The 26,874-nt window shown below is 60.7% G+C and carries 23 protein-coding genes and 1 pseudogene; 14 read left to right on the forward strand and 10 right to left on the reverse strand.

What is annotated here, in order from left to right:
- The first annotated feature begins 2 nt into the window (after positions 1 to 2).
- From AC0IYS_RS06965 to AC0IYS_RS06975, 3 genes are all read left to right on the forward strand, one after another.
- Positions 3 to 3,200, forward strand: coding sequence for an efflux RND transporter permease subunit (locus tag AC0IYS_RS06965; protein WP_471704493.1), 3,198 nt, complete (start codon positions 3 to 5; stop codon positions 3,198 to 3,200).
- A 1-nt stretch (position 3,201) separates the two neighbouring features.
- Positions 3,202 to 4,707 carry an efflux transporter outer membrane subunit gene (locus AC0IYS_RS06970; RefSeq protein WP_471704494.1) on the forward strand — a complete coding sequence of 502 codons (1,506 nt, stop codon included), beginning with the start codon at positions 3,202 to 3,204 and terminating at the stop codon, positions 4,705 to 4,707.
- Between the two features lie 87 nt (positions 4,708 to 4,794).
- Positions 4,795 to 5,790 carry a LysR family transcriptional regulator gene (locus AC0IYS_RS06975; protein ID WP_471704495.1) on the forward strand — a complete coding sequence of 332 codons (996 nt, stop codon included), beginning with the start codon at positions 4,795 to 4,797 and terminating at the stop codon, positions 5,788 to 5,790.
- Positions 5,791 to 5,821: 31 nt separating this feature from the next.
- Here the strand turns inward: AC0IYS_RS06975 and AC0IYS_RS06980 are convergent, their stop codons facing one another.
- Positions 5,822 to 6,160, reverse strand: coding sequence for a hypothetical protein (locus tag AC0IYS_RS06980; protein WP_471704496.1), 339 nt, complete (start codon positions 6,158 to 6,160; stop codon positions 5,822 to 5,824).
- A gap of 204 nt (positions 6,161 to 6,364) precedes the next feature.
- Here AC0IYS_RS06980 and AC0IYS_RS06985 point away from each other — a divergent pair, with 204 nt between their 5' ends.
- The 3 genes from AC0IYS_RS06985 to AC0IYS_RS06995 all read left to right on the forward strand — a co-directional run bounded on the left by AC0IYS_RS06985 (position 6,365) and on the right by AC0IYS_RS06995 (position 8,506).
- Entirely contained in the window at positions 6,365 to 7,009 is a 645-nt protein-coding gene (locus tag AC0IYS_RS06985) for a response regulator transcription factor (RefSeq protein ID WP_471704497.1), read from the forward strand.
- 133 nt (positions 7,010 to 7,142) lie between these two features.
- A complete protein-coding gene (locus AC0IYS_RS06990; protein ID WP_471704498.1) occupies positions 7,143 to 7,988 on the forward strand; it encodes an alpha/beta fold hydrolase in 846 nt (281 codons plus the stop codon).
- A complete protein-coding gene (locus AC0IYS_RS06995; protein ID WP_471704499.1) occupies positions 7,985 to 8,506 on the forward strand; it encodes a VOC family protein in 522 nt (173 codons plus the stop codon). The genes AC0IYS_RS06990 and AC0IYS_RS06995 overlap by 4 nt, the downstream gene beginning before the upstream one ends.
- Here AC0IYS_RS06995 and AC0IYS_RS07000 read toward each other — a convergent pair.
- Together AC0IYS_RS07000 and AC0IYS_RS07005 are read right to left on the reverse strand one after the other, a co-directional pair.
- Entirely contained in the window at positions 8,503 to 9,846 is a 1,344-nt protein-coding gene (locus AC0IYS_RS07000) for a YncE family protein (RefSeq protein ID WP_471704500.1), read from the reverse strand. The two genes, AC0IYS_RS06995 and AC0IYS_RS07000, sit on opposite strands and share 4 nt — an antisense overlap.
- Positions 9,843 to 10,259, reverse strand: coding sequence for a DUF305 domain-containing protein (locus AC0IYS_RS07005; RefSeq protein ID WP_471704501.1), 417 nt, complete (start codon positions 10,257 to 10,259; stop codon positions 9,843 to 9,845). The genes AC0IYS_RS07000 and AC0IYS_RS07005 overlap by 4 nt, the downstream gene beginning before the upstream one ends.
- Positions 10,260 to 10,349: 90 nt before the next feature.
- Between AC0IYS_RS07005 and AC0IYS_RS07010 the strand changes: the two genes are divergently transcribed.
- Positions 10,350 to 10,766, forward strand: a complete 417-nt coding sequence (locus tag AC0IYS_RS07010; RefSeq protein ID WP_471704502.1) for a response regulator — start codon at positions 10,350 to 10,352, stop codon at positions 10,764 to 10,766.
- Between the two features lie 16 nt (positions 10,767 to 10,782).
- Here AC0IYS_RS07010 and AC0IYS_RS07015 read toward each other — a convergent pair whose 3' ends face one another.
- Together AC0IYS_RS07015 and AC0IYS_RS07020 are read right to left on the reverse strand one after the other, a co-directional pair.
- Complete coding sequence (locus tag AC0IYS_RS07015) at positions 10,783 to 11,667, reverse strand: PEP-CTERM sorting domain-containing protein (protein ID WP_471704503.1); 885 nt, start codon at positions 11,665 to 11,667, stop codon at positions 10,783 to 10,785.
- A 28-nt stretch (positions 11,668 to 11,695) separates the two neighbouring features.
- On the reverse strand, positions 11,696 to 12,580 hold the full coding sequence (locus AC0IYS_RS07020) for a PEP-CTERM sorting domain-containing protein (RefSeq protein WP_471704504.1): 885 nt from the start codon (positions 12,578 to 12,580) through the stop codon (positions 11,696 to 11,698).
- Positions 12,581 to 13,012: 432 nt separating this feature from the next.
- Between AC0IYS_RS07020 and AC0IYS_RS07025 the strand changes: the two genes are divergently transcribed.
- Positions 13,013 to 16,045, forward strand: a complete 3,033-nt coding sequence (locus tag AC0IYS_RS07025; RefSeq protein WP_471704505.1) for a S8 family peptidase — start codon at positions 13,013 to 13,015, stop codon at positions 16,043 to 16,045.
- Positions 16,046 to 17,528: 1,483 nt separating this feature from the next.
- A protein-coding gene (locus AC0IYS_RS07030) for an IS3 family transposase (RefSeq protein ID WP_471704506.1) occupies positions 17,529 to 18,694 on the forward strand; the annotation gives its coding sequence in 2 pieces (ribosomal slippage) (positions 17,529 to 17,805 and positions 17,805 to 18,694; 1,167 coding nt in all).
- On the opposite strand, the gene AC0IYS_RS07035 is transcribed toward AC0IYS_RS07030, so the two are convergent.
- Positions 18,669 to 19,016: a hypothetical protein gene (locus tag AC0IYS_RS07035; protein WP_471704507.1), complete on the reverse strand. Its 348-nt coding sequence runs from the start codon at positions 19,014 to 19,016 to the stop codon at positions 18,669 to 18,671. The two genes, AC0IYS_RS07030 and AC0IYS_RS07035, sit on opposite strands and share 26 nt — an antisense overlap.
- 114 nt (positions 19,017 to 19,130) lie before the next feature.
- Entirely contained in the window at positions 19,131 to 20,171 is a 1,041-nt protein-coding gene (locus AC0IYS_RS07040) for an SMEK domain-containing protein (protein ID WP_471704508.1), read from the reverse strand.
- Positions 20,172 to 20,282: 111 nt separating this feature from the next.
- On the opposite strand from AC0IYS_RS07040, the gene AC0IYS_RS07045 reads away from it, so the two are divergent.
- From AC0IYS_RS07045 to AC0IYS_RS07065, 5 genes and pseudogenes are all read left to right on the forward strand, one after another.
- Positions 20,283 to 20,450 (forward strand): hypothetical protein, encoded by a 168-nt coding sequence (locus AC0IYS_RS07045; protein WP_471704509.1) that lies wholly within the window; start codon positions 20,283 to 20,285, stop codon positions 20,448 to 20,450.
- Complete coding sequence (locus AC0IYS_RS07050; RefSeq protein ID WP_471704510.1) at positions 20,451 to 20,702, forward strand: transposase; 252 nt, start codon at positions 20,451 to 20,453, stop codon at positions 20,700 to 20,702.
- Positions 20,669 to 21,007 (forward strand): annotated as a pseudogene (locus tag AC0IYS_RS07055) (transposase); the annotation flags it as partial. The gene AC0IYS_RS07050 and the pseudogene AC0IYS_RS07055, both read left to right, overlap by 34 nt.
- 98 nt (positions 21,008 to 21,105) lie before the next feature.
- Positions 21,106 to 21,594, forward strand: a complete 489-nt coding sequence (locus AC0IYS_RS07060) for a hypothetical protein (protein WP_471704511.1) — start codon at positions 21,106 to 21,108, stop codon at positions 21,592 to 21,594.
- A 40-nt stretch (positions 21,595 to 21,634) separates the two neighbouring features.
- Complete coding sequence (locus tag AC0IYS_RS07065; protein WP_471704512.1) at positions 21,635 to 22,291, forward strand: DUF2026 family protein; 657 nt, start codon at positions 21,635 to 21,637, stop codon at positions 22,289 to 22,291.
- A gap of 28 nt (positions 22,292 to 22,319) precedes the next feature.
- Here AC0IYS_RS07065 and AC0IYS_RS07070 read toward each other — a convergent pair whose 3' ends face one another.
- The 3 genes from AC0IYS_RS07070 to AC0IYS_RS07080 form a co-directional block, all read right to left on the reverse strand.
- Positions 22,320 to 23,135, reverse strand: coding sequence for a DUF2971 domain-containing protein (locus AC0IYS_RS07070; protein WP_471704513.1), 816 nt, complete (start codon positions 23,133 to 23,135; stop codon positions 22,320 to 22,322).
- 68 nt (positions 23,136 to 23,203) lie between these two features.
- Positions 23,204 to 25,441 carry a hypothetical protein gene (locus tag AC0IYS_RS07075; protein WP_471704514.1) on the reverse strand — a complete coding sequence of 746 codons (2,238 nt, stop codon included), beginning with the start codon at positions 25,439 to 25,441 and terminating at the stop codon, positions 23,204 to 23,206.
- Positions 25,438 to 26,631 (reverse strand): hypothetical protein, encoded by a 1,194-nt coding sequence (locus AC0IYS_RS07080; RefSeq protein ID WP_471704515.1) that lies wholly within the window; start codon positions 26,629 to 26,631, stop codon positions 25,438 to 25,440. The genes AC0IYS_RS07075 and AC0IYS_RS07080 overlap by 4 nt, the downstream gene beginning before the upstream one ends.
- Between the last annotated feature and the right edge of the window lie 243 nt (positions 26,632 to 26,874).

The raw sequence follows: 26,874 nt of genomic DNA on the forward strand, positions 1-26,874 counted from the left end.
GGATGAACATCTCCCGCTTTTTTGTCGACAAGCCGATCTTCGCGGCGGTGCTGTCCATTATCGTGTTCGTGGCCGGCCTGATTTCGATTTTCCAGCTGCCGATCTCGGAGTATCCCGAGGTGGTGCCGCCTTCGGTGGTGGTGCGGGCGCAGTATCCCGGCGCCAATCCGAAAGTGATCGCCGAGACGGTCGCCACGCCGATCGAACAGGAGATCATCGGCGTCGAGGACATGCTGTACATGACGTCGCAAAACACCTCCGACGGCGCGCTGCAGCTGACGGTGACGTTCAAGATCGGCACCAATGTCGAGCAGGCCGAGACCGCCGTGCAGAACCGCGTCCAGCGCGCGCTGCCGCGCCTGCCCGAGGAAGTGCGCCAGATCGGCGTGACCACCGCCAAGAGCTCGCCCAACATCACCTTGCTGGTGCACCTGAAGTCGCCCAGCGGCCGCTATGACGACCTGTACCTGCGCAACTATGCGGTGCTGAACGTCAAGGACCAGCTGGCGCGCTTGAAGGGCGCCGGCGAGGTCCAGCTGTTCGGCTCGGGCGACTACGCGATGCGCGTCTGGCTCAATCCGCAGAAGATCGCGGCGCGCGGGCTGACCGCGACCGATGTGGTCAACGCCATCCGCGAGCAGAACGTGCAGGTCGCCGCCGGCGTCGTCGGGCAGGGGCCGAGCAAGGGCGCCGACTTCCAGATGTCGGTCAACACGCAGGGGCGCTTGCAGACCGAGGAGCAGTTCGGCGACATCGTGGTCAAGACCAACGCCGACGGCGCCGTCACCCTGCTCAAGGATCTGGCGCGGCTCGAAATGGGGTCCAATTCCTACGCGCTGCGCGCGCTGCTGGACAATAAATCGGCGGTGGCGATTCCCGTCTTCCAGGCGCCCAACGCCAACGCGCTGCAACTGTCGGCGGACGTACGGGCCTTGATGGCCGAGTTGTGCAAGGATTTCCCGCAGGGGATGGAGTACGACATCGTCTACGATCCGACCCAGTTCGTGCGCGAATCGATCCGCTCCGTCATCCACACCTTGTTCGAGGCGATCGCGCTGGTGGCGCTGGTGGTCATCGTGTTCTTGCAAACCTGGCGCGCCTCGGTCATTCCGCTGGTGGCGGTGCCGGTGTCGGTGGTAGGCACGTTCGCCGTCATGCTGGCCTTCGGTTTTTCGATCAACACGCTGTCGTTGTTTGGACTGGTGCTGGCGATCGGCATCGTCGTCGACGACGCCATCGTGGTGGTGGAAAACGTCGAGCGCAACATCGCCGAAGGCCTTACCCCGCACGACGCCACCATCCAGGCGATGAAGGAGGTGTCCGGGCCGATCATCGCCATCGCGCTGGTGCTGTGCGCGGTGTTCGTGCCGATCGCCTTCGTGTCCGGCCTGACCGGCCAGTTCTATCGCCAGTTCGCGTTGACAATCGCGATTTCCACCGTGATTTCGGCGTTTTGCTCGCTGACCCTGGCGCCGGCGCTGTCGGCGGTGCTGCTCAAGCCGCACGACGCGCCGAAGGACCGCCTGACCCGCTGGATCGACGCCGTGCTGGGCCGCTTCTTTGCGCTGTTCAACCGTTTCTTCGCGCGCTCGTCGCAGCGCTACGAGGCCGGCGTGCAGGGCGTGTTGAAGCGCAAGACGGCAGCGCTCGCAGTCTATCTGCTGCTGGGCGTGGCCGGCGTGTTCATGTTCAAGGCGGTGCCGCCGGGCTTCGTGCCGTCGCAGGACAAGGCTTACCTGATCGGCTTTGCGCAGCTGCCGGACGCCGCCTCGCTCGACCGCACCGACGCCGTTATCCGCAAGATGTCCGACATCGCCGGGCAGATTCCCGGCGTCGGTTCGTCGGTGGCGTTCCCCGGCCTGTCGATCAACGGTTTTACCAACGCGCCGAACGCCGGCATCGTGTTCGTTACGCTCAAATCGTTCGATGAGCGTCATGGCAAGAGCCAGAGCGCCGACGCCATCGCCGCCGAGATCAACAAGCGCATGGGCGCGATCGAGGACGCCTTCGTGCTGGTGCTGTCGCCGCCGCCGGTGAACGGGCTGGGCACGACGGGTGGCTTCAAGATGATGATCGAGGACCGGGGCAACGTCGGCTACGACGAACTGTACAAGGCGCTGCAGGCGATCCAGGGCAAGGCCTGGGCCGACAAGCGCTTGCAAGGCGTGTTCTCCGGTTTCCAGATCAATGTGCCGCAGCTGTTCGCCAACGTCGACCGGGTCAAGGCCAAGCAGCTGGGCGTGTCGCTGGCGGAGATCAACCAGACATTGCAGATCAATCTGGGCGCGCTGTACGTGAACGACTTCAACCAGTTCGGCCGCACCTACCAGGTGCGGGTGCAGGCCGACGCGCCGTTCCGTTCGCAGCGCGAGCAGGTCGCGCAGATGAAGGTGCGCAACGACAAGGGCGAGATGATTCCGCTGTCGTCGCTGATGCGGATCGAGGATACCTACGGCCCCGATCGCGTGCAGCGCTATAACAATTTCGTGTCGGCCGAGTTGAACGGCGGGCCGGCGCCGGGCGTGTCGTCCGGCCAGGCGCAGGCGGCGATGGAGGCGATCGTCAAGGCCAACTTGCCGAAGGGGATAGGCTACGAGTGGACCGACCTGACCTATCAGGACATCCTGGCCGGTAACACGATGATTTATGTGTTCCCGCTGTGCGTGCTGCTGGTGTTCCTGGTGCTGGCCGCGCAATACGAAAGCTGGACCCTGCCGCTGGCCGTCATCCTGATCGTGCCGATGTCGATCCTGTGCGCGCTGACGGGCGTCAAGCTGACCGGTGGCGACAACAACGTCTTCACGCAGATCGCGCTGTTCGTGCTGGTCGGGCTGGCGTCGAAAAACGCCATCCTGATCGTCGAGTTCGCGGTGGAGCTGGAGCAGCGCGGACGGACCACCGTCGAGGCGGCGCTGGAGGCTTGCCGCCTGCGCCTGCGGCCGATCCTGATGACGTCGGTCGCCTTCATCATGGGCGTGGTGCCGCTGGTGTTCTCCCATGGCGCCGGTGCGGAAATGCGCCACGCGATGGGCGTGGCGGTGTTTGCCGGCATGCTGGGCGTGACTTTCTTCGGGCTGTTCCTGACGCCGGTGTTCTACGTACTGCTGCGCACGTTGGCCAAGTGGCTGGACAAGGCGCCGGCGACGACGTCGCCGGACGACCGCAAGGAACCGAAACCCGCACTGGAAGGCAATCACTAGCATGATCAACAAGACCAACACCATGACCATTGCCGCGCTGTTGCTGAGCGCTTGCGCGGCGCCCGATTTCAAACAGCCCGACGTGGCGACGCCGGAGGCGTTCAAGGAGCATCAGGGCCAGGGCCTCGATCGGGCCCGGATTCCGTCCGCTCAGGACGAGGTGCGGCGCGCCGCCGATGGCAGCACCTGGACCGTGGCCCGTCCGGCCGACCCGCCGGCGCGCGGCGAATGGTGGCGCGCGTTCAACGATCCGGCGCTCGATGCGCTGATCGCCGAGGCGAGCGGCGCCAACCAGACGCTGTCGGCCGCCGCCGCGCGGGTCCGGCAGGCGCGTGCGATCGCAGGCATCGCCGAGGCCGACCGGATTCCGCAGGTGTCCGCCGGCGTCGGCGCGCAGCGCCAGCGCCTGTCGCCGCTGGAAGCCAACCAGCCGCCGGGCAGCGCCGTTCCGGCGAGGTCGGCGTATTCGGCGCGGCTGTCGGCCAGTTACGAGGTCGACCTGTTCGGCCGGGTGTCGTCGGGCGTGGCCGCCGCGCGCGGCGACGCCGCCGCCGTCGAAGCGACTTATCGCGCCGTGCTGATGGCGCTGCAAGCCGATGTGGCCCAAACCTATCTCCGTCTGCGCGCGCTGGACGCGGAGCTGGCCACCGTCGAGCGCACGGTGCGCCTGCGCGAGGAGAGCGTGCGCGTCACCGGCAGGCGCTTCGAGCTGGGCGACATCGGCGAATTCGACCTGTCGCGGGCCAGGACCGAGCTGGCGACCGCGCGCGCCGAGGCGATCGGCCTGCAACGCCAGCGGGCGACGTCCGAACACGCGCTGGCTGTGCTGCTCGGCAAGCCCGCCGCCGCCTTCACCGCCGCGCCGCGGCCGCTGGTCGGGGATGCGGCATCTGCCAGCGCGTCGACAGCGGCGGCGCCGTTGCCGGTGATCCCGGCCGGACTGCCTTCGGCGCTGCTGGCGCGCCGTCCCGATATTGTCGGCGCCCAGCGGGCGATGGAGGCTGCCAACGGCCGCATCGGTGTGGCGCGCTCGGCGATGTTCCCGGCGCTTAACCTCAGCGCAGATGGCGGCGGCGTCGGCGGCGCGTTCGCCGACGTGTTCCGCTGGAGCAGCCGTTCGTGGCTGCTGGGCGCCGCGTTGGGCATGCCGGTGATCGATGGCGGCCGCAATCGCAACAACGTGCTGCGCAGCGAGGCGGCGCTGGAGGAGGCCGTCGCCACCTATCGGCAGAGCGTGCTGGTGGCGTTCGCCGAGGTCGAGGACAACCTGGCCGGGCTGCGGGTACTGGCGGGGCAGAGCGAGCAGACCGAGTCGGCCGTGGTGTCGGCGCGCCGCTCCGCCGAGCTGGCGCAAAAGCTGTATGACGCCGGACGCGGCACGTATCTGGAGTTGCTCGACGCCCAGCGCAATCTGGCCACCGTCGAGCGCAGCGCCGTCCAGCTGCGCGGCGACAGGGCGCTGACGACCGTCGCGCTGATCCGCGCATTGGGGGGCGGCTGGGGTTAATCCGGCAAGTGGACCCGTTGTTTAGGATAAAATCTTGACAATGGGTTAGTAAATTGGTTTAATTGTTCCATGATGGCAAAAATAGGATTGGAAAGCCTTACCGGGCTCATCGCTTTTGCGCGCACCGCGTCGCTGGGCAGCTATACCGCCGCCGCCCAGTCGCTCGGGGTGTCGCCGTCCGCCGTGAGCAAGAGCGTGCAGCGGCTCGAAGAGCAACTGTCCGTCAAACTGTTCACGCGCACCACGCGCTCACTGGCGCTGTCGCCGGAAGGGCGTGACATGCAGGAGCGCACCGCGCGCCTGTTGCTCGAGGTCGAGCAGATCGAGCAGGCCGCAGCCAATTCGCGCACCGAGCCGGCCGGCCTGCTGCGCGTGAGCGCGCCGCTGCCGGTGGGTGTGCACATTCTCGCGCCCGCGCTGCACCGTTTCCGCGAGCGCCATCCCAAAGTCAAAATCGACCTGCGCATGGGTGACCGTCACGCCGACCTGATCGAGGAGGGCATCGACGTCGCCCTGCGCGTCGGCGAGGTGGGCGACTCGCGTCTGATCGCCAGGGCGCTGGCGCCGCACCGGCTGTGCGCCTTCGCCGCCCCGGCCTACCTCGCCCGGCGCGGCACGCCGCTGGCGCTCGACGAGCTGGCCGCCCACGACTGTGTGAACTTCCGCTACCAGGGCTCCGGGCAATCGTTGCGCTGGCCTTTCCAGATCGGCGAGCGCATCGTCGAGATGACGCCGGACGCCGGCATCATCATCGACGCCACCGATGGCGTGCTGGCGGCGCTGGTCTCCGGCGGGGGCATCGGCATCGCGCCGACCTATGCGGCGGCCGATTACGTGGCGCGCGGCTTGCTCGTGCCGATCCTGCCCGAGCTGGCGGTCGAGCGCTTCACCGTCACCGCGCTGTGGCCGGAAAGCCGCCGGGGCAGTCCTACCGTCAAGGCATTCGTCGAGTTCCTGCTTGAGATATTTCCCAGCCCGGCGCCGTGGGATCTGGTCATCGCCGCCGCCCAGGGCGAAGGATCGGCCCAACGGAAACCGGACCAGAGCCGGGACCAGGACCAAGGCCAGGCGGCGCGGCACTGAGCGCGCGCCCCTGCGGGCGGCTGCGGGGAGTTTAGCGCGCGCAGGCCGCTTCTTTTCGCGGCCCCGGCAGCGCCCGGTCGCACAGCGTCCGCAGCGCCGCGCTGGGTTCGATTTCCCGGGCGAAGCGCAGTTCATTGCCGGACAGGTTGTCCACCAGCGATGCGAGATAGCGGGTTTCCGCCGGGCCGTTGACCTGTTCGAAGACTTGGCCGATGAGCGCGGTGCCGGCGCTGCGTTCGCCCTGGAAGTGCAGCAGGCAGCCCAGGGCGAACATGTCCGCCAGCATTTGCGGGTGGAGCGGAGCATTGCAACGGAGCATGCCGTGCAGGTCCAGCGCCGAGCAGATGCGTTCTTCAGAGAAGGAGTTCACGGTTGACTTGTCGCGCGATCGGTCGAAAGCGCTCTGTTGTTGAGATAACCCATCGTAGTGGCGAATCGCGAACGCCGCATCAGTAGGCCGGGCGGTTGCGCTCTACCCAGAAAGTAGAGTCCGTGGGTAAACTATCTAAAGTACGGGAAGTCGCGTCCCCTTTTGTAATATTCAGTAGTAGATGATTTCGCAGGATTAACAAGCATGTCGACAAATTTAATTACCGTTCTCATCGTGGATGACCACCCGGTGTTCCGCCAGGGACTGGCCAGCATTCTCGAGGACGAGGAGGGCATCGGGCTGGTGGGCGCTGCGTGCAACGGCCGCGAGGCGGTGGAGCGGTGCGCCGCGCTGCGTCCCAATGTGGTGATCATGGACATCCAGATGCCGGAGGTGAACGGCATCGACGCCACCGCGCTCATTCGCCGGCAGTATCCATCGACCCGGGTCATCGTGCTGACCACCTTCGAAGGCGACGTCCATGCGGTGCGAGCCATCAAGGCCGGCGCGGCGGGTTACATGTTGAAGAGCAATGTGCAGGGCGATCTGGCGCATGCGATCCGTTCGGTCCATTCGGGCGGGCGCTGCATCGCTTCGGAGGCGGCCATCGCGATGGCGTCGCACCTGCACATCGACGCGCTGACGGAGCGCGAAATTCAGGTGCTGGAACTGGCGTCGCTGGGCAAGACCAACCGGCTGATCGGCGTGCAACTGGGTATTTCGGAATCGACCGTCAAGGTGCACATGAAAAGCATCCTGTCCAAAATGGACGCCAACGACCGCACGCACGCGGTCATGCTGGCCGTCGAGCGCGGCATCATCGATTTGCGCGCGCGCCCGCGCGCCTGACGTTCCGCAGTCCCGGCGGCGTTGCGGGCATTTGTGCCGTCGCGGCACAACTATTGCGAGCGCCACCTTATTGTTGACCACGACCGCGCACGGTACCTTGCGTGGACACGTCATCCAACAATAGGGAAAAATCATGGTAAAGCTCAGCCACAAGCGCGCGAAGGTCAACGGCATTACTTTGCACTACGTCACGGCGGGCGAGGGGCCGGTCGTGTTGTGCATGCACGGCTGGCCGCAGAATCACCGTGAATTCCTGCCGGTGATGGAGGGCCTGCTCGACCGCTACACCTTCATCGCGCCCGACTTGCGCGGCTTCGCCGACAGCGACAAACCCTACGACGGCTACGAGCCGCTAACCATCGCGCGCGACATGCTCGACCTGCTGGCGGTCGAGGGTGTGGACAAGTTCCATATCCTCAGCCATGACCTGGGCGGTCCGCCGTCGGTGGCGCTGGCCTACCTGGCGCAGGACCGCGCGCTGTCGTTGTCCACCATCGAAACGCCGTTCTTCGGCCTGGATTACCCCGGCTATGTGGACCCGCGCGTGGCCTACTGGCATTTGAGCATGCACATGAACATGGACGTCACGCGCTTCCTGATCGAGGGCAAGGAGGAGCAATACCTGCGCCACTTCTTCCGCGACTTCGCCTACAACCCCACGGCGATGCCGGAGGAGGACGTGCAGGCCTACGCGATGCAGATGCGCCAGCCGGGCAACCTGCGCGCGAGCCTGAACCACTACGGCTACATCCCGCAGATGGCCGAACAGACGGCGCAGCTGACCAGGGAAAAGCTGAAGGTGCCGATGATGGCGTGGGCCGGCCGCGCTTCGTTCGGCGAGCATTGCCACGCCAGCGCGCGGGCGATCGCGGAGTCGGCGCAGGGCGGCGTGATCGAGGAATGCGGCCACTGGGTGTTCGAGGAAAAGCCCGACTTCATTCGCGGCGAGCTGGCCGCGTTTTGGGCGCTTCACCCATGAATGCGATGTTCCGCAGGGCGGACCACACCGGCGTGACCGTCGTTTCACTGGCCGACTCGCTGCGGTTCTGGGTCGACGTGCTGGGATTCCGCTTCGTCTCGCAGACCCGCTACGAACCGAGCGTATTCCTTGAAAACGTGGTCGGCGTGCCGGGCGCCGACGTCACGCTGGCCATAGTCGAGGGGCCGGACGGCCACCTGGTCGAACTGCTCGAATACCACGCGCCGACCGGGCGCCAGGTGATGATGCCGCGCGCCTGCGATGTCGGCTCGGTGCACCTGGCCTACATGGTCGACGACCTCGACGTCCTGCTGGCCAAAGTGGAGGCGGCGGGCTGGCCGAGGCTCGGCGCGCCGCAGACGGTGCGCGGCGGCGCGCGCGACGGGCTGCGCATCGTTTACGTGCGCAGCCCGGAAGGGGTGACCCTGGAGTTCCTGCAGGCGCCGCGCCAGGCGGACGGCCACGCCGCCGGGTGGGCCAATTCGCTCGGCGCGCCCGACGTTCCCTGCCTGAGTTAAACCACCGGCGCCGACTTCAGCACCGTCGCGCCGCCGCTTTCCTTGACGACGATGGCGCCGTCGACGTGGCCCGGACCGATCATCGTGCCGTTGGCCATGCCCATGGCGTTGGTGCGGAAGCTGCCGACCGGGTTTTTCTCCGCACCGGCGTAGATGTCGTATTGCGTGTCCGGTTTAAGCTTGTAAAGGAAGGCTTCGATGCCTTCCACCACGCCCATCGGGCGCACCACGACGAAGCCCTTGGCGTCGCCGGCGACGGCTTTGAGCTGGATATTCTCCGAGTCCTGGTTCACGCGGGGCACGAGGTTGGACTTGTCGTCGGCCGACGGCGCCACGTTGGACAGGTAGACCAGCGCCTGCGGCGCCTGGCCGCCGCCCATCGTGGCGACGACCTTGTTGCTGGCGGTGTCGATCACCTGGACGCCGTCGCCGTTTTCCAAGCCGACGTACACGCGCGAGCCGTCGTCGGAGGTCCAGGCGCCGTGCGGCAGCGCGCCGGTGGCGATGGTCGCCAGCAGCCTGGCCTGTTTGCCGGTGCTGTAGACCTTGACCGCGTTCTCGCCGCCGATGGTGACGTAGGCGCGCACCTCGCCGCCGACCTTGGCGAAGGCCAGGTGGTTGGTGATGAAGCCGGTGTCGATCACGCCGGTCACTTCCAGCGTCGAGGTGCTGATGCGCGTGACCTTGCCGACGTCCTTGTGCGTCATCCAGATCTCGCCGAAGTCCGGCGTGAACTGCAGGAACGGCGAGAACGGGCTGACCACGCTGATCTTCTTGATGACGGTGTGGGTCGCCATGTCGATCACATCGACGACCGGCGTGAAGCTGGAAACGGCAAAGGCCAGCTTGCCGTTCGGGTGGAACTGCACCATGCCCGGGCCGATCGCGGTCTGGATGCGGCGCGTTTCCTTGAACGTGGCCGGGTCGATGACGTAGATGTAGTCCTCGCCGCGCACCACGACCCAGACCTCCTTGCCGTCGGCGCTGAAGAAGCCTTCGTGCGGCGAGCGCCCGACATAGGTTTTGCCTTTGACCTTGTTGGTGGCGGTGTCGATGAAGGTCACCGAATTCGAGCCGTTGGAGATGGCCAGCAGCGTTTTGTGGTCGGGCGAGAAGCCCATGCCGTGCACATTGACCTCGCCCCGGTACAGCGGCGAGAGGATGTCCGGGCGGGAGTTGCCCAGCTTGATCTGTCCCAGCAGCGTGTTGGTGGCGGGACTGAAAACGGAGATGGTGTTGGTGTTCTGGTCCGCCGTGTAGACGCGGTCCCGCGGTGAAATGGGGGCGGCCCAAGCTTGGGCGCACAGCATGGCGCCGGCGGCGATGGCGAGTGTCTTCATTTGTCGATCTCCTTGGTGGGGTGGTTGTGCAGCCAGGCTTTCATGACGTCGATCTCGACCTGCTGTTCGGCGATGATGCCCAGCGCAAGATTGCGGATTTCCGGGTCCGTGGTGTGGAGCAGGACGGCCTTGGCCATGTCGACCGCGCCCTGGTGGTGCGGGATCATCATCGTGATGAAGTCGTGGTCCGGCACGCCGTTCATCGGCGCCCGCTTCATGCCGTCGTCCATCACCGACATGGCGTCGTCCATCAGGGCGGCGAACGGCTTGGCGGTGCTGGCGACGAAGGCCGGCGGCGGTGACGACGTTGTGGCCTGCGCGACGGCGCCGTGGTGGTGTTCCTGCGCCATCGCCGTGGCGCCCAGGGCGGCCAGGATCGTGGCGATGAGTGCTGCGCGCAGCGGTCGAATCATGGTGGTCCTTTCGGTGCTTGAGTGGGATGACTCCAGTGTAGGGCGCTGACATTAACGGCACGATGACGTGCGCATGACAAATTTGTAATCATGAAAATTCTGGTTGTCGAGGACGAGCCCAAAGCAGGCGACTATCTGGTCAAGGCCCTGCGCGAATCCGGCTATGCGGTCGATCTCGCGCGCGATGGCGAGGAGGGTCTGGCGCTGGCGCTGGGGAATGACTACGCGCTGGTGCTGCCCGAGGTGATGCTGCCGAAGATGGATGGCTGGACCGTGCTGCGCAAATTGCGCGAATACAAGGAGACGCCGGTGATGTTCCTCACCGCGCGCGACGACGTCGCCGACCGGGTGAAAGGGCTGGAATTGGGGGCGGATGATTATCTGGTCAAGCCGTTCGCGTTCGATGTCGCCATCGGCCGCTTGCGGGCCAAGGTCGACGATCCATTTCCCGTCAAGCTGGTGCAGACGGTGCGCGGCATGGGCTATTTTTTGGACGAGGTCGCCTGACGGGCGACCCCGGGGATTACTTCGCGGCCTGTGCTTGCTTGCCTGCCTTGCGACGCACTGCGGCGATCAGCGCAAGTCCGGCCAGCATCATGCCGTAGTTTTCCGGTTCGGGCACCGGCGACACGCCGTCCCAGACGGCCGACTGGCCTTCGCTCAGTGCGACCCCTTGCAGCCATGCATCGGCAACGGTCGAACCGTAATTGATGAACGAGGAGGTCAGCATGCCCGACCAGCTATCGCTGACGCCCGACACGGTGTTATCGTCGTTGACGAAGTACTCGGCCAGCGCGGCGTACTCTTGCCCGTCGTTCTGCCACTGGCCGTTGACGGTGCCACCGGCGTTCAGCAAGACGCGGGCATAGCCGTATTCGGCCATGTCGGCGTCCAGGTTGTAGCCCATGCTGGTGCTTGCTTTTACATTGGCGACGACGCTGAAGGTGACCTGTGTCATGGGCGACAGGATGAACGAGCTGACGCCGTTGCCGTTATACGCCTGGCTGAAATATTTGCCGTACCCATCGGTGCCGCTTTGCGCCGCGCCGTGCGCCGACATCGCCGTGAATCCCGCCGCGTTGGCCGCCGTGGCCACACTGGCGCTCGAGGTTGACCAAGCGGTGTCGATTTGTTTCGTCAACAGGCCATTCTGATGGGGAGCGGTGGCGTAGTCGTCGCGGGTGTAGGATTCGTAGACATCGCCCCAGCCCTTGGCTTCATTGTGCAATCCGGACACGCTGTTGGGCGTGAACGACAGCCATGGCGATATGCCGTCGGTGGGGTTCAGGTCGGTCAACGTGATGATCAGGTTGCCCATGGTGGCGCTGCTGGTGGCCGTCGCGAACGCCGGAGTGATCGCGGCCGTCAGGCAGACAGCCGCCAGGGTATGCAGTGCAAGACGCTTCATAAATTTTCCTTGATTGAGCAAACTTGTTTTACGCGCCAGCGCGGCGGCGGCGGCGCGCGACGGCACCGATCAGTCCCAGGCCGCCAAGCAGCATGCCGTAGGTCTCGGGCTCCGGCACGGCCGTGAGCATCGAGGCGCCCTCGATACCGCCGTACGCCCAGAAGCCGCCGCCGGCGCTCTCAGCGCTCAGGTTGCTGTAACTGGACGAAATCATCCCGCTCCAGCTATCGCCGCCACCGCTCGGGATGAGATCGCCGGGATAGCCCACGCTCAGCGTTTGCTCATGCTGGTCCACCAGCACGTTTCCATCCAGGTCCAGTCCGCTCACCTGCAGCCCCAGCCGCGCGAAAGCCAATTCGTTGCGCAGTTCGCCGGGATAGGTGCCGGGATTGGTGCTCACACTCATGGAGCCGGCCACCGAAAACACCACCTGGGTATTTGCCGATAGCATGAACTCGCGCAGATTGACGGCTGGCACGTTAGCCGCGCCGTTGAAATAGCTCAGGTGTCCCGGCGTCGACAGTGCGCTGCCGGACAAGTTGAGGGACGTGAAGCCGTTGCCATCGGCCGATGCGTTGACGCTGGCCGACATCGACGCTGTCTCAGTTTGTGCGCCGCCAGCAATGTTAGCGCTACCCCAAGCGGCTGATTTATTCATCTTTTCGTCGTGCAGATCGACAAAGCTGCCCACTTCACGCCAGGTCTCGACTTCGCCCCTGATCGAGGCGCCGTCGGTGAATTTGGTCGTGCGGGGAAGGAACTGGATACTGGCGGCCACACCGTCGTCGACATTCAGATCGATTAATGTGATGGTGAGATTGCCGAAAGTGGCCGTGCTGTAAGCGTCCGCAAAAACAGGACTGGTGGCGGCCACCAGGCAGGCGGCAACCATTGCTTTGCGTGCGAATTTCATTATTCCCCCCCTCAGTTAAGAAGTGGCCAAGTATGCCCACAGCACTGGGGAAACGTCTATACGATAAAGATTTTTTTTATTTTTACAAACGGCAAAAATATTGGCCATTTTCGACCGTTCGGCATGGTTGGTTTCGCTCTGAAACTTATAGCGTAATGTTGCAGATATAACATCAAAAAAAGTGTGATTTTCCTGTTGTATTAATGTAACCAAGTAATAACTTTAATAAAATTCATGGTTACACCGTCAACGGTCTGGGTATAGTCTAGAGCTCAATTCTTCAGCAAACCCATCCCACAAACCGGAGCGTTTCACATGGCAAAGAAACAACTATCGCCACATCGTCTTCCCGCGCAGATCTTGTTAGCGCTAACTTCGTTAATCGCAATTGCCCAGCCGGCATCCGCCGATGACGGTCGGCGGTCTTACATCGTGCAGCTGTCCGATCAGCCGGTGGCCAACTATGGCGGCAACATCGGCACCATGCGCGCCACCAAGGTCGCGCCCGGCCAGCGGCTCGACTTGTCGACCAATGAAGCGCGCCAGTACCGAAGCTACCTTGGCACCCGGCAGGCCCAGGCCAGGGCGCTACTGCCGGCCGCCAGCATCACGCACCAGTACCAGGTGGTGTTCAACGGCTTCGCGGCGCGGCTGACGGACGCCGAGGTGCGCACCCTGAAGGCCAGCGGCAAGGTGGTCAGCATCACACCCGATGAAAGAAACCGCGTCGTCACCAGCTATACGCCGACTTTCCTCGGCCTGGACCAGCCGGGCGGGCTGTGGGAACAGCTGGGGGGCAGGCAGCATGCGGGCGAGGACGTCATCGTCGGCGTGATCGATACCGGCGCCTGGCCGGAAAACCTGTCCTATGCCGATCGCATCGACAGCGGTGGCCGGCCCACCTTTGACGTCAGCGGCACCTCCGCCTACGGCGCGCCGCCGGCGCGCTGGAAAGGCGCGTGCCAGACCGGTGAAGGCTTCACGAGCGCCGACTGCAACAACAAGCTGATCGGGGCGCGCTATTTCGACGCCGGCTTCCGCGCCAGCGGCTTGCCGATCCACCCGAGCGAATTCCGCTCGCCGCGCGATTCGCTGAGCGGACCGGCCGGCTTCGGCGGCCATGGCACGCACACATCGAGCACGGCGGCGGGCAACGACCAGGTTCAGGCGGTGGCCGCCGACGGCACCCCGCTTGGCGTGCGCACCGGGATGGCGCCGCGCGCGCGGCTGGCGATCTACAAGGTTTGCTGGAGCTTCAAGCCCACCAATGGCGATCCCGACAACACCTGCTTCTCGAGCGATAGCGTGGCGGCGATCGAAGCGGCGGTCGCGGACGGCGTCGATGTCCTGAACTTCTCGATCAGTGGCGGCGAAACGCCGGTCGATCCGGTGGAGCAGGCGTTCCGCCACGCCGTTGAAGCTGGCGTGTTCGTTGCCGCCGCCGGCGGCAACGATGGCCCTGCCAACCAGGTCAACCACACCGGTCCATGGCTGGCCACCGTGGCCGCAGCGGCCCACGACAAGACCCACACCGCCACCGTCAAGCTGGGCAACGGCAAGACCTACAGCGGCGTCTCGATCATCGGCAAGCCGTTGCCGGCGACTGCCTTGATTCGCAGCGTCGACGCTGCGGCGCCGGGCGCCACCGCCGAATTCGCCAGGCTGTGCATGAGCGCCGCGGACGTCGGCAGCGCCCAGCTCAACCCGGCCAAGGTCGCCGGCAAGGTGGTGGTCTGCCAGCGCGGCAGCAACGCCCGCACCGCCAAGGCCGAAGCGGTGCGCGCCGCGGGCGGCGTCGGCATGATCATGCTGGACGACGGCAACGGTCCCGTGATCGACATGTACAGCCTGCCGACGGTGCATGTGCGCCAGGAAGACGCCGCCGCCATCGACGCTTACGCCGCAGGCATCGGCGCCACCGCCGCCATGTCGGCCAGCACGCTGACCGACATCTACGGACCGACGCTGGCCGAGTTCTCGTCGCGCGGTCCGAACCGCTTCGATCCCGGCGTGCTTAAACCGGACATGGCCGCGCCCGGCGTCGATACGCTAGCCGGCATCTCGCCGAGCCTGAGCGCCGCCCAGCGCGCCGCGGTCATCGCCGGCACCGCACCTTCCTACAGCTACTCGGCGTTCATGTCGGGCACCTCGATGGCGACCCCGCACGTGGCCGGCCTGGCCGCGCTGCTCAAGCAGCGCCATCCCGGCTGGTCGCCCGCAGCCATCAAGTCCGCGCTGATGACCACCACCCGCACCGTGCTGCCGACCGCCCTCACCGGCGATCAGGACGGCACGCTGCCCTGGGGGCAGGGCGCCGGCCTGGTGGTGCCGAACCTCGCCGCCGATCCTGGGCTGGTGTACGACATCGCCGCCGGCGATTACCTGAAATACGTGTGCGACATCACCGGCGATCCCGCCGACTGCAACACCGGCGCGATCAAAGGCCCGGCGCTGAACCTGGCCTCGATCTCGCTGGCCGGCGTGGTCGGCGTCCAAAGCATCACCCGCAGCGTCACCAACGTCGGCGACAAGCCAGCGATCTACACCGCCACCAGCACGCTCGACGGTTTTGACGTCGTCGTGACGCCGTCCTCCCTGCAACTCGCTCCGGGCGAAAAACAGGCTTACACGGTCAAATTGACGCGCACCAGCGCCGTGCCGGGCGTCTGGAGCACAGGTGAACTGGTGTGGAACGATAGCGAGCACACGGTGCGCAGCCCGCTGCAGGCGCGCTACAACGACGGCGTGTCCGCACCGGAAGTTGTTTCCGCCACCACCGTCAGCGGCAGCCGGCAGATCGATGTGCAGACAGGGTTCGCCGGGAAATTGACGGTCGAACGGGCCGGCTTGCGCGAGTACACGCGCCTGGCCCATACGGTCACACAGGCCGCGCCAGGCTCGCTGGAATCACTGGAGGACGTCAAGCAAGCCTGCGTGGCGCGCGGTCCTGGTGTCAAGGCGGTCACGCTGGCCATTCCGGCCAAGACCATCCTGGCGCGGTTTGAAATCAGCAATCAGGAGACGGCGGGCGGCGCCGACGATGACCTCGATCTGATGGTGCTGGATCAATGGAATAATGTGGTCGCGTTCAGCGCCCATAGCGACTCCAACGAAAGCGTGAGCCTGGTGTCGCCGCCGATGGGCGTGTTCAAGGCTTGCGTGCTGGGCTACAAGCTGAAGAATGGCGCGAGCACCAACTACACGCTGTCCTACGCTACCGCCATTCCGAACGACACCAAGGGCAATATGAAAGTCACGGTGCCGGCGTCGGTCCAGGTCGGCGGCACGAGCCCGGTCGTCGTCAGCTGGAGCGGCTTGGCGCTGGGCGCGCATTACCTGGGCGGCGTGCGGATGGCCAATCCGGCCGGCGGCATCACGGCGGTCACCGAGCTCAATATCGACACGCGCGATGTCACGCCGGCGACCGGGGTGGCGGTGGCCAAGCGTCTTAACATGGAGAAATAAGGGCTTGCAATCTGGCATCGTTAGCGCCTCGTAAGGTGCTGGCGATGCGGCGGCCGGGGGGCGTTGTTTTTCGGGCTGGTCGGGGTGAGAGGATTCGAACCTCCGGCCTCTGCGTCCCGAACGCGCTTTGCACTACTTTTACCGTACCCCGGGTTGTGGGTTATTCATTATAAATCAAAGACTTATCAGTATATGATTTTTCTTCTTAGAAATTAAAATCAGTGGCGAAGGAAAACTGCCACTGATTTCCCACTGATTTTTGAACTGCTCGACCTGCCACTGATCTGCCATTTCTAGTGTCTTGAAGTGCGGCTGCGTGCGAATTCAGCCAGGGCGGACGTAGCCGCCGAAGCGATAAATGTGTGTTCGACCGTTTCGCAACTTGTCGATGGTGCGATTGCCACGTCAACTGCATGACCGCATTGGATACTAAGCACGAGAACAGGAGATAGACGCAGTCACTAAAAACTACCGTGTGGATTCCTGTCGCCGATGCATCGATCTCTGGCCATGGTGCCTTCACAAGCGGGTCAAGCCAGTCGGCCATAAGAGCCATGAGCTCCAAGGCGTCAACGAGGTCAGCCGGCGCCATTTTGCTCGCAGCGACCTCTTCCATAAAGCGGCGAAGCGACCTGGCACGGTCCAGGTCCTTTGCCATTTTCTCGAACGCGGCGAGCTTGGCCAGAAGTGCGTCCTTGTTTGCTTTGGCAGCGTCGCACTCTTGCGCTTTCTTATGGCGGGCAAGCTCGCGCTCCGCTCGCACCTCGTTTCGACGTTCCGACGGAGGGCCGCATCCGCGACCCAACGAACCGTCTTTCGTACCTTGATCTGAATCGTCCCGCGGACGGTGTCCTCGACCTTGTAACTTTCGTAGTAGGTCGCAGCGTCAACGATAGATGCGTATAATTTCCCCGTAGGGATGTAGCGATACTCAGGCGAACGGTATTCCCACGCTGGCTGGCGCGCCCAGGCGCGCAGGGGCTTTGGTAGAGGTGGTGGCACCAGCTCTTGCGTGATCCGTTCTTGGATGCGGACGAAGTAGCGTTGCCCATGCAAAGTAAAACAGTTCCGCTTACTACCGGCTTCGCGGCGTGTTGCGGCGGAGCGTAGGCAAGGGCGGGTGGGCGTTCTCGAATATTGCGTCCAAGACGTGAAGCTCATGAGCGAATCTATCGACCAGCAGAAGCGCACGTTCCTTCCGGTCTGGAGAGACCGAGATATCGGCCCAGGTCACGCCCAACGAGCTGAAGGCGCCTTCCTCAAGCTTTACGCTCTTCATGGCACGCATGACCTCCTTCGCTTGCTGGGAGAGAGCTGCCGGGTCGAGGGGAGGGGAGTAGTCCGGTGTCTCCGAGCTTTCCACATCCGATATGGAACGTCGCGCTTAGAGACGCGGTCTTCTAGCACCTGGTCAACCTCGACTGAGCTACTCTGACATTAATGGACACTTCCATTTGATAAACTTGTCAGAGGGAGTGAAAACATGAAATCACCAACATACACGCCGGAGTTCCGGGCCGAAGCGGTCAAACTGGTACTGGCGCAGGGATTGACGATAGAGGAAGCGGCGCAGCGCATCGCGATGCCCAAAGGGACGTTGGCCAACTGGGTGAGCGCGGCGAAGCGCGGCACGGACCCTAAGGCGCCACCAGGGAGCCGCAGCGTCGCGGAGCTGGAGGCCGAGGTAGCCAAGCTGCTTAAGGAGCTTGCTGTCGAGCGGATGGAAAAGGACGTGTTAAAAAAGGCCACCGCGTACTTTGCCAGGGAGTCGCTGCCCGGTACGCGTTCATGAAATCGGTGCGACTTGAATACCCGCTTGGCCTGTTGTGCCGCGTCTTCGATGTGTCGCGCAGCGGCTTTTATGCGGCGCTCGCTCGCCCGCCGTCGCGGCGGGCACAGGACGATGAACGATTGAAGGTGGCCATCAAGGCGGCCCACCTGCAGACCCGTGAAACCTACGGGCCTTTGCGCCTGCAGCCGGAGCTCGCCGCCCAAGGATTCGACACCGGCCGTGATCGCATCGTTCGACTGCGGCGCGAGCTTGGCCTGCACTGCAAGCAAAAGCGCAAGTTCAAGGCCACGACAAACTCGAACCACAGCTTCCCGGTGGCGCCGAACCTGTTGGAACAGACCTTCGCCCCGACGCGCCCGAACGAAGCTTGGGTCAGCGACATCACCTATGTCGCCACCGACGAAGGATGGCTCTACCTGGCAGGCATCAAGGACGTCTTCACGTGCGAGATGGTGGGCTACGCGCTCGGCCCGAGGATGACGCAGGAGTTGACCGCGCAAGCGCTGTGGCGCGCGGTTCGCGCAAAGCGGCCGGCGCCAGGGCTGATTCTGCACTCGGATCGTGGCAGCCAATATTGCGCCGACGACTATCGCAAACTGGTCGCGCAGTTTGGCATGCAGGCATCGATGTCGCGCAAGGGGAACTGTTACGACAACGCGCCGATGGAGAGCTTCTGGGGCAGCTTGAAGAACGAAATGATTCATCATCAGGGGTATGCCACACGGGCCAACGCGGAAGCGGCAATCAAGGAGTACATCGAGATTTTCTACAACCGCCAGCGGCGCCATTCACGCCTTGGCTACGTATCGCCGGCGTCGTTCGCCGAGAATTTCAGAAAACAGGCGCTGGCTGCTTGAAGCGGACGTGTCCACTACTGACAGTACACCTCATGGTGTCCATCGCGATGCGCTTCGGCTTTGGGATTTTGTTCCCGGCGGCCATCGCCATATCGGCCTTCGCTTGCTCTTCCTTCGTTAGCTTCTTGAGCGGTCGGTGGCGTTGGGGGATAAACCCGTACCCGCCGACCTTGAGCGCTCGGCGCCCGTGCTCATAACGAAAGATGAAGGGCGCGTTGTAATCGCGGTAGATTTCGTCACGCCATTCGTCGGTGACTTCGAGAGGTGTGCGGAACCAGTCGAAACACATTTGCCGGCTTACGGTTATGTAGTTGACGCACATTGCGTTTTCCCCTTCGTTGCTCTCGTTTCGGTTCTCACCTTATTCTTAGGCCGCATGGGCGATTGTCGCTATCCAGCGCAGAGGTCCATTGCCCCGTTCCTGCCACACTCAATGCTATTGAACCGTGTCCAGTAAGCCAAAGTCTAACCCAACAATTATTCTTCGCAGTATCGAAGGATCATTCTGAACATACGCTCGGATAAACTCAAGGAGATTTCCATCTAAGGCTCGACTGGAGAAATTGGGCATCACGTAGTTCGGATAGCCCTCCAGTGGAACTAGCAGCTCGGCAGCATACAGGTCTTCGATCATATAATCCCTTTCCAAATCGCTTAGATAGTACGCAGTTCCGAAGCGGCGCGTGTCTGCGATCAGGCAGTTGCGAGAGATATAGCGGGGGCAGTCCTCCCAAGTTTCCCCGTACCTCCAGCTTTCCTTCGCATTGGAAAGTAGAATGTAGAGATACTCACGTATGGCCAAGTATGTCCCACACCTCAGGACTTCGAATAGCCTGCCTATGTCTACCCTGATCGCTACTTCTTCTTCGGACCTTGCGCTTACATGCTTCATGAAGGACGATGCATGCGTTGCTGGCGTTCCTTCCAGCATATTTAGCCGGTCCAGCAGGCTGTCGGGCGGGCTGACTGCGCGAACGATTCTTGGTAGTTGCTGGCGTACCAGTGTTTCGACTTCCTTGAAATCGAACTCATTGCGTCTGAGTTCTATAAGCCCCAAAAGGTCGTCGATATCCCATATGTCGAATTCACGTATGCCTTGGCTGTCATTGGTAAAGTCCGATTTATAGTTCTTTTTGCTGGTCAGTATTAGAACGACCAAACGACTGTATTTTTCCTCGAACCCTTCCGCAAAAAATGTCGTCAAGGTCTCTTTGATTTTCCCGGAAGTGTTTTCTGCCGTTACTTGAATCGCGATACGGTGGGTTTCGCATCCGAGATCGATTGCAGGATGATTTGGTGTTTGATGGTTGAGGTTCTTCAGCCCATAGCCGAGTGTAATGTTTAGCAGCGCGCAAAAGAAATCTTCTGCTTCGATTGCGATGTCAGTTCTCCCCCTCTTGCAGTTTGAAGCGATGGCATATCTGAGGACGGAGAGGCAGACAATAACTTGTTGGAATGCTTCGGCTTGGGCGAACATATTTTCCTTCGACGTCAGATCGGAATAGACATTGTACTGCGCTGACCATTCGAGCCTGTAAGAATTTCTGTGTGAACCGGGGTCATGAAATAATACCGAAAGGGATGTTCCATGACCGACACGATGACCACGAAGAAACCTCGCAAAAAGAAAGAGCCGTATCCATTCCCAGTTGAGCTGATCGACCAACTGCTGGCCCAGGTTCAGGACAAGAACGCCGAGTCGATCCTCGGTGAGACTGGCTTAGCCGGCCAGCTCAAGAAGATGCTGGCGGAGTGAATGCTGGCGGCCGAATTGACGCATCACTTGGCCAACGAGGACGCGACCAGCAAGAATCATAGAAACGGCACCACGCCCAAGAAGGTGCTGGCACCGGGCGGAGAGCTGCACCTCGACATTCCACGTGACCGCCTGTCCAGCTTTGAGCCGCAATTGGTGGCCAAAGGCCAGCGGCGCATGCCGGGCTTCGATGATCATGTGATCAGCATGTATGCGCGCTGGACGAGTTTGCGGCGGGGCCGTGGGGTATGAAATTCCCGACCGTCGCAGCCATGTGGCGGCGCCAGTGGCAGCAGGTGATTCCGTTCTTTGCCTACCCGCCGGAGGTGCGCACCATTATCTATACCACCAACGCTATCGAGAGTCTGCATATGCGTCTGAGGAAGATCGTCAAGAACCGCGGGCACTTCCCCAGCGACGAGGCAGCGACCAAACTGCTGTTCCTGGCCTTGCGCAATATCGAAAAAGATTGGAAGATGCCGCAGCGGAATTGGAAGCTGGCGGCCAACCAGTTTGCCATCATGTTTGGCGAACGCTTCACGAACGCGATTAACTAAAACCCGGCCCCGCACACACAAAATTTCTTACACGTCCCATCGCCGACCTTGAAACCACATTTGCCGGCGCGTCGCAGGACCCGAAAACGCTGCGTGCCTTGAAACAGGAACTTGGATTTCGGCAGGTTCCCCGCGCCGTAGCACTTTTAGCTAAAGTGAACTTGGCACTAACAGCATTGGCTCCCGCCGTCGATTCAAAGGGAATCGAAGTAGTTCTAGAAACTCCAGAGGCTCAGTTGGATTTGCAGTCGACGCCAGGTCCTAAATTGTTCCGTCAATCTAGCGGAACACAAGATGCAGTCGTCGCGTCGCAATTGGGGCCGCGCCAATCAGGTCCTGTGAAATTGAAATCTTCGAAGAAAGCGTTCGACCTGACGGCCCAGGCTGCATATGGCCTTCTTCAAGCCACCGCCAGTTCGACTTGGGAATCAATAGAAGAAAAGCGCAGAACCATTGTCCAGCGGGCCAGTCCGGAAAACACATTCGAATTAGACAGCGAAGAGCGAGAGCAAATGATGGTCGAAGCCGAGCGCGCGAACGCTGCGTATGCGCTTCTACTAGGCGAGCGCGCAAAGAACATTAATTAAATCTAGGGTTTCCAGTTCTAACCTTCTCAAATTCTTGACCATGATATCCAACTCCAGACCAGATTCGCCGCCGATTTCTGCGGAAGCTTATCAGCGTATATTTCAGACCATCCACGGCATCGTGAAAGTGGAATGCCGCGACGAGACGAAGTCCTGCACATACTTTGGGATGCTGGGGGCGTATTTGCTCGACAAGCATCACGGACTGAAATCTGCCCGTCCGTTACTTGGAGTGGCTGGATACAATCTCCGTACTCCGACCAACTTCGTGGCAATCTATGGCCGGAAAATCGATGGAAAGGTGGTCGCTGCGGGAGAAGGATTTCATTGTTGGGTAGAAGTAGATGGATGGACGATTGACTTCAGTGCTCCCTTGTTTGGACAAGCACTAGCGCCTAGTGTGTATGGCTCTGTAGTGCCGCCTTTGATGTTCATGAAGCGGCACCAGGACTCCGTCACTGAAATCAATGATTTAAATATTCCCGGCGCCTATCTACACCGGCACGACAAGATGCTCACGCTCACGTTGATGAGTGACTTCCTTTCCCGGCCTATCAACGGTAGGTTGGCGGACGTATGTGCGAAATGGTATGTGGCGCCGCCGGGCGATATGTCGCCAGTTTTCGAAGCGACAATACGGGACGGTAAAACGTCGAGATACGACCGCTCGGAGGTGGCTGTCAACGATTCCTGGTGACGACCAATAGCGGCTTCTAACCTGTCGCTTACCCAGCACGGAAAGGGATTTTCGAGCTGATTATCTCTATCCAGAACTCAATGTTCGCGGATTCGCTCTGCCAATCCCTCTCGACTCGTTCACAGAATCCGGTCATGGATAAAATCGCCTCATCTTGCGCGGGCATTGGGCCGACATGAATCGCTTTAATGCAGTCTAAGGAGATAGGAATTTCTATGTATGGGATGAGCACTTGCCCCCGTATCCGATACTGAGTTCCCGCCTCAGGTAATTTGTCGATAATCAGTCGCGCTTCCTGCTCTTCTGCGAAGCCCAAATCTTTAAACGTGGACGCCACCCTGTAAAGCTCTGCAACTGCATCAGCCCCCTTTATGCCCACGATATCGTTCGGCTGGAAGTCATGACTAACGGTTGCCAGTGATTCTGTAAGTGCAGCGAACGCAACCCGGCGTTGGGCACCAGCATCGTAAACGCACTCACTAAGTGACGGAACCTGTCGAATCAGTTCATCTTCGTGGAACTCGATTGCGTACGACCCGTAGCCCCGCCATTGGCTCAATAAATCGGTGCTGCGGCTAAGTGACATTACGAAATATGGGTTGTATTGTGAAAACTCTGAGACAGCGCGGTCAAGCGCGTTCGCTATGTAGAGTTCGGCATCTTTTACTCGGTCCTCGTTTATAAAGAAGCCAGGTCCGACCGTTTTGAAGATTTCCCGTAGTCGCTCTATACCATGCTTAAATTCTGTCTTGTCGTTGAGGTATCTCAGGTCGGTACATCGAAGCACCGGCTTGTTCAGGATTGAAACGACCGCGTTTAGGTCAGTGTAATGTAGGAGTGGCATGGCGGTCTTTTTCGGTTTCTCAGGTTTGTCCAGATTGTATTGACCGGCCGATTTATCAGGGCGACAGATTAAAAACCTGAGGGAAGATCTGCATCGGCAGCCGGGGAATCAATTTTCAATAGCAATCGCAGCAGCGTGTTGAGGGGCGTGTCGGCAGTTAACGCATCTCGTACCTGTTCCACAAGCTTCTTCGAGTGTTCTCGGGTCAACTTGAGTCGGTCCAAATAATAGGCTAATGCAAAGTCTGCGGCTGCTTCCCCCTGTGGGAGCGCGCTCTGTACGAAAACCTTTGTAAGGAGGTCCAGCATGTATTTGCTGGACTCGGCCTCCGATGAGTAGTCCAGTTCACCGGGCAGCGCCGCTCTTAAGATAGCAGCCTGGATAATGCCGTCGTTGTACCGTCCAAAATTTTCAGGGTCCAGAACGACTTGTTGGAACGCCGCTGTTCCTAGCCTGTGAACATTTTCAATTGTGGCTGACTCTCGAGCGTTTTGTAGTATCGCCGCGACGGTGAGCAGGACTGCGGGCGCATGCTGCGTACGTTCGTCATACTCGAAACTCCAGAACGCGAAATCAGGTCTGAGGCTCTGCTTGGTCTCAAGACCGCTACCGGATGGGAGGACTGCGTCTGCGGCCACACCCTCAGGCGTCCCTGAAACGAGCGCCAAGCGTCCAGATATGCCTGCACCAACGGATTCCAATCTCAGCTTGGCAAATGCGTCAGCTTCCGCCCGATAGGCTAGGGGCAACGACGCACCGATGGCCGCGCTGGCGAAAGCGACAATTTGTATTGAAGACTGCGTCGCTGAGAATTCTAAATTTCGTTTTAGCGTGACCGCTTGCGCTTTGGTCTCCGATATCTGTGCGCCGATTATGTACACGCGCGCGCCAGTATGTTTAGGTCTCAAATCGCGGCTGATTGACAGCAGTTTAGTTCCCCTTCCAACTACCGCAGCAATTATCAACAGCGCGCCTGTTTTGTGTATTTCTTGGTCTGCATGGTCAATCCGAGATTGCGCAATTAACGGCAATTTGGTGGACGCCCCAGTGATACGCTGCAGTTCTACTGCACACCGTTGTGCAATGGCGAGAGAAGGTGCATCGTCTTGATGCACGATTGCCTTAGTCGAAGCCGGGACGCTTTGTTCAAGATGCTTGACTAAAAATTCCTCGAACTTCGGATGTTCGCCCAGTGCTGCGCCGTTGATAAAAAGTGGGCGGACTTTGGAAGTCGGGATTGGACCTCGTCCTTGAACTGTAAGGGCCACGCCGCCCGTGAAAAGTTCAGAGCAATTATCTGCGTCCTCGTTGATAAAGTGGATTTTCTTCCTAAGAAGAATCTTTTTAGGCAGTAGCTCTTCCGGCGCGAAACGTTCGCCAGCCATTCGAATGTCCCTTAAGCCGTCCGGAAGGCTAGCGGCTGCCGACCCGTTAGCGATCGCGTAGAGCGCGTCAGATGAATTTTCTGCGTTGGACATTGTCAGTAATGTGACCACCTCAGAGGGGTGGCAACGTGACTTCTCCAGCCATCGCTGCTGCAGCCGCATCGACGACGAGGCCGATATTATGCACAACGAAGTTCCCAGCTGAGGGAAGTCTACGTCTTTAAGACCATCGTGTGAGTGGAAGCTAACAACTCTAGGGCTGGGAACGTTAAAGAAAGCGCAGTACAGGTCCCTGAGCGCGTACGCCACTGATGCGATAGCCATTGAGTCTATGTATATCACCTCGATGGGGCTTTTAACGTCAGCTTCACGCCTCTTGACCTTTGACATCAGGGCTAAGCTCAGGAATTGAACATTTTCAATTTCGTTGAGGGCATCTTCCGCTCGGAGAAACTGTGTGGAGCGTTCACCCGATGGTTTTACGAAGGTGAAACCGGGCGGAGCATTGACGAGCACATGATGCGCGGAGAAAAGCGTTCGCAGGCCTGCGGAAAATATTCGGCTCGACGCAGAGCGCAAGTGGCCCTTGTCTTCGTTGATCGCATTGTGAACTGCTTTGTTGAACAGTATTTTACCGGCGCTATCGACGCTGCACACGCACAGTGAAATTTTATTTGATAGTCGAGCAATGGCCTGCTTGAGTCCGGAAGAACTTTGTAGCGCGCTCGTTAGCGCTGCTACCTCTGACTGAACGCAAACTATAGCGATACCGTCTGGCCAAAGTCCCTGGCCGGCGCTACTTTCTATAGCGTCGGCGAGGTCTCCCTCTTTCAAAGTTCCTGGTGACTTGAACAGAAATTGGTAGTTTCGTCGGCTGCCGGTCGGGGCGATGTTGCAGCTGAATGCGAAATAGTTTTTCACTGTTCACCCCTCGACAGTGGGATGATTATTGAGTATGCCGCGCCTGGCACTATTTCTAATTCAGGGCGCTCGCGTAGCCAGTGTCTTGGTGAAAACGAAGTCGCAGATGTGGAGGAAAAGTCTTGGTATAAGCACACACGGCCAGTACGAAGTCTAAGGAACGCATTCACCTCCCGAAGCGCAGTAACAACCAAGCTTAGGCCATGTCCACTCTCTTCGCTATCCTTGGTCGTTGCGTGTCGCTCGAAACACTCTTTTACGTATTGCATTTCGGAGTCGATATCTATGTTTTCCAATGATTGGTTAGGAGCATGCTTACTCATCCAACGTCGAACGAGTCCAGGCCCCGTATCGAAGACTGTCAGTTCGAGAAACGTGGCATCGGCAACTGCTCGCGCCCTAGCTCCATCTACTGATTTTGCCAGGCGGGCATTTGATAACGTCCTTAGCATGAAAATGTTTTGGGGCACATCTTTGCCCGCGCTATCAGCAGCAATTGTTGACTTGCTCTGTGATACAAACTTCGCCATCACGCCCCTTATGTTTCGGCGATAGCGTTTAGCATTTTCATCAGTCTGCGCGTGCTCATCGGTATTGCGAAATAGTTCGTAAATTAAGTTTGAAATTGCTTGGAATTGAACAGGTGAGATGCTGCGCATAGCCGACGGAGCGCATGAGTCAATCAACCGTTCCGCAAGATGTGTGAAGTCTTCACGTCCTCGAAGTGAGCCCTTTTTTCCGGTCGAGTACAACGGCATCAGGTATTCATTTGTTGCGCCTGCGAAGCAGGCCAGAAAGGCTCCGCGGCCGTGCATCGTCTCACGGTATTTCCCACGTTGCATAGCTTCGATGCGGGGAATGGCATGAGCCAAACCGACCCTCGAAGGTACTGGACCGGCATTGGAATATTCGATGTTTGGCGTGAAGTAGAGCGCAGCCATACCTTGGGGTTCTTGCGCAAATGCTTCCAAGTTCGCTTCGGGCGCATCCGATGCGTAAAGCTTCAAAAGCGGGTTTTCGCAGGCTCTAGACCAAGCCGCCAAGAACTGGATGAACGCCGCAGGGATCCCAAAGCCTCCACCGTGTCGCAGTCCGCCTGGAACGCGTATCGAAGCGCACGGTTCTTCCAACAGTTTTTTGTAGGCGCCCTCTATGTCATTTAAGGTTGTTGCCTGCTTGAAAGAAATCATTTGCTATCAGCCGTAGTTCGTGCGCGGGGACCTCTCGCTCATCCTGACTCGGGACCGCAGCGGGATTTTCGAATTAAATTTATGATAACTTAGACGGAAAGTTGGTTGCAGTCAAACTATTTTTCGTTTGGGTAAAGATTTGCAGCGGCAAGCCTACCCCGCTCCAGAACTGGCCAACTGCAAGTTGTTCTACACCTCTCTGAGGCACAAAGCGTTTTGTGCCGCTGACAGCGTGTGCTTAGG

This window comes from Duganella sp. AC237 (genome assembly GCF_979254035.1).

What these genes read in the sequence shown, in the direction of transcription:
- AC0IYS_RS06965 (WP_471704493.1), top strand. Translation starts at nt 3, where the DNA reads ATGAACATCTCCCGCTTTTTTGTCGACAAGCCGATCTTCGCGGCGGTG.
- AC0IYS_RS06970 (WP_471704494.1), top strand. Translation starts at nt 3,202, where the DNA reads ATGATCAACAAGACCAACACCATGACCATTGCCGCGCTGTTGCTGAGC.
- AC0IYS_RS06985 (WP_471704497.1), top strand. Translation starts at nt 6,365, where the DNA reads ATGTCGACAAATTTAATTACCGTTCTCATCGTGGATGACCACCCGGTG.
- AC0IYS_RS06990 (WP_471704498.1), top strand. Translation starts at nt 7,143, where the DNA reads ATGGTAAAGCTCAGCCACAAGCGCGCGAAGGTCAACGGCATTACTTTG.
- AC0IYS_RS06995 (WP_471704499.1), top strand. Translation starts at nt 7,985, where the DNA reads ATGAATGCGATGTTCCGCAGGGCGGACCACACCGGCGTGACCGTCGTT.
- AC0IYS_RS07000 (WP_471704500.1), bottom strand. Translation starts at nt 9,846, where the DNA reads ATGAAGACACTCGCCATCGCCGCCGGCGCCATGCTGTGCGCCCAAGCT.
- AC0IYS_RS07005 (WP_471704501.1), bottom strand. Translation starts at nt 10,259, where the DNA reads ATGATTCGACCGCTGCGCGCAGCACTCATCGCCACGATCCTGGCCGCC.
- AC0IYS_RS07010 (WP_471704502.1), top strand. Translation starts at nt 10,350, where the DNA reads ATGAAAATTCTGGTTGTCGAGGACGAGCCCAAAGCAGGCGACTATCTG.
- AC0IYS_RS07015 (WP_471704503.1), bottom strand. Translation starts at nt 11,667, where the DNA reads ATGAAGCGTCTTGCACTGCATACCCTGGCGGCTGTCTGCCTGACGGCC.
- AC0IYS_RS07020 (WP_471704504.1), bottom strand. Translation starts at nt 12,580, where the DNA reads ATGAAATTCGCACGCAAAGCAATGGTTGCCGCCTGCCTGGTGGCCGCC.
- AC0IYS_RS07035 (WP_471704507.1), bottom strand. Translation starts at nt 19,016, where the DNA reads ATGTGCGTCAACTACATAACCGTAAGCCGGCAAATGTGTTTCGACTGG.
- AC0IYS_RS07040 (WP_471704508.1), bottom strand. Translation starts at nt 20,171, where the DNA reads ATGTTCGCCCAAGCCGAAGCATTCCAACAAGTTATTGTCTGCCTCTCC.
- AC0IYS_RS07045 (WP_471704509.1), top strand. Translation starts at nt 20,283, where the DNA reads ATGACCGACACGATGACCACGAAGAAACCTCGCAAAAAGAAAGAGCCG.
- AC0IYS_RS07050 (WP_471704510.1), top strand. Translation starts at nt 20,451, where the DNA reads ATGCTGGCGGCCGAATTGACGCATCACTTGGCCAACGAGGACGCGACC.
- AC0IYS_RS07065 (WP_471704512.1), top strand. Translation starts at nt 21,635, where the DNA reads ATGATATCCAACTCCAGACCAGATTCGCCGCCGATTTCTGCGGAAGCT.
- AC0IYS_RS07070 (WP_471704513.1), bottom strand. Translation starts at nt 23,135, where the DNA reads ATGCCACTCCTACATTACACTGACCTAAACGCGGTCGTTTCAATCCTG.
- AC0IYS_RS07080 (WP_471704515.1), bottom strand. Translation starts at nt 26,631, where the DNA reads ATGATTTCTTTCAAGCAGGCAACAACCTTAAATGACATAGAGGGCGCC.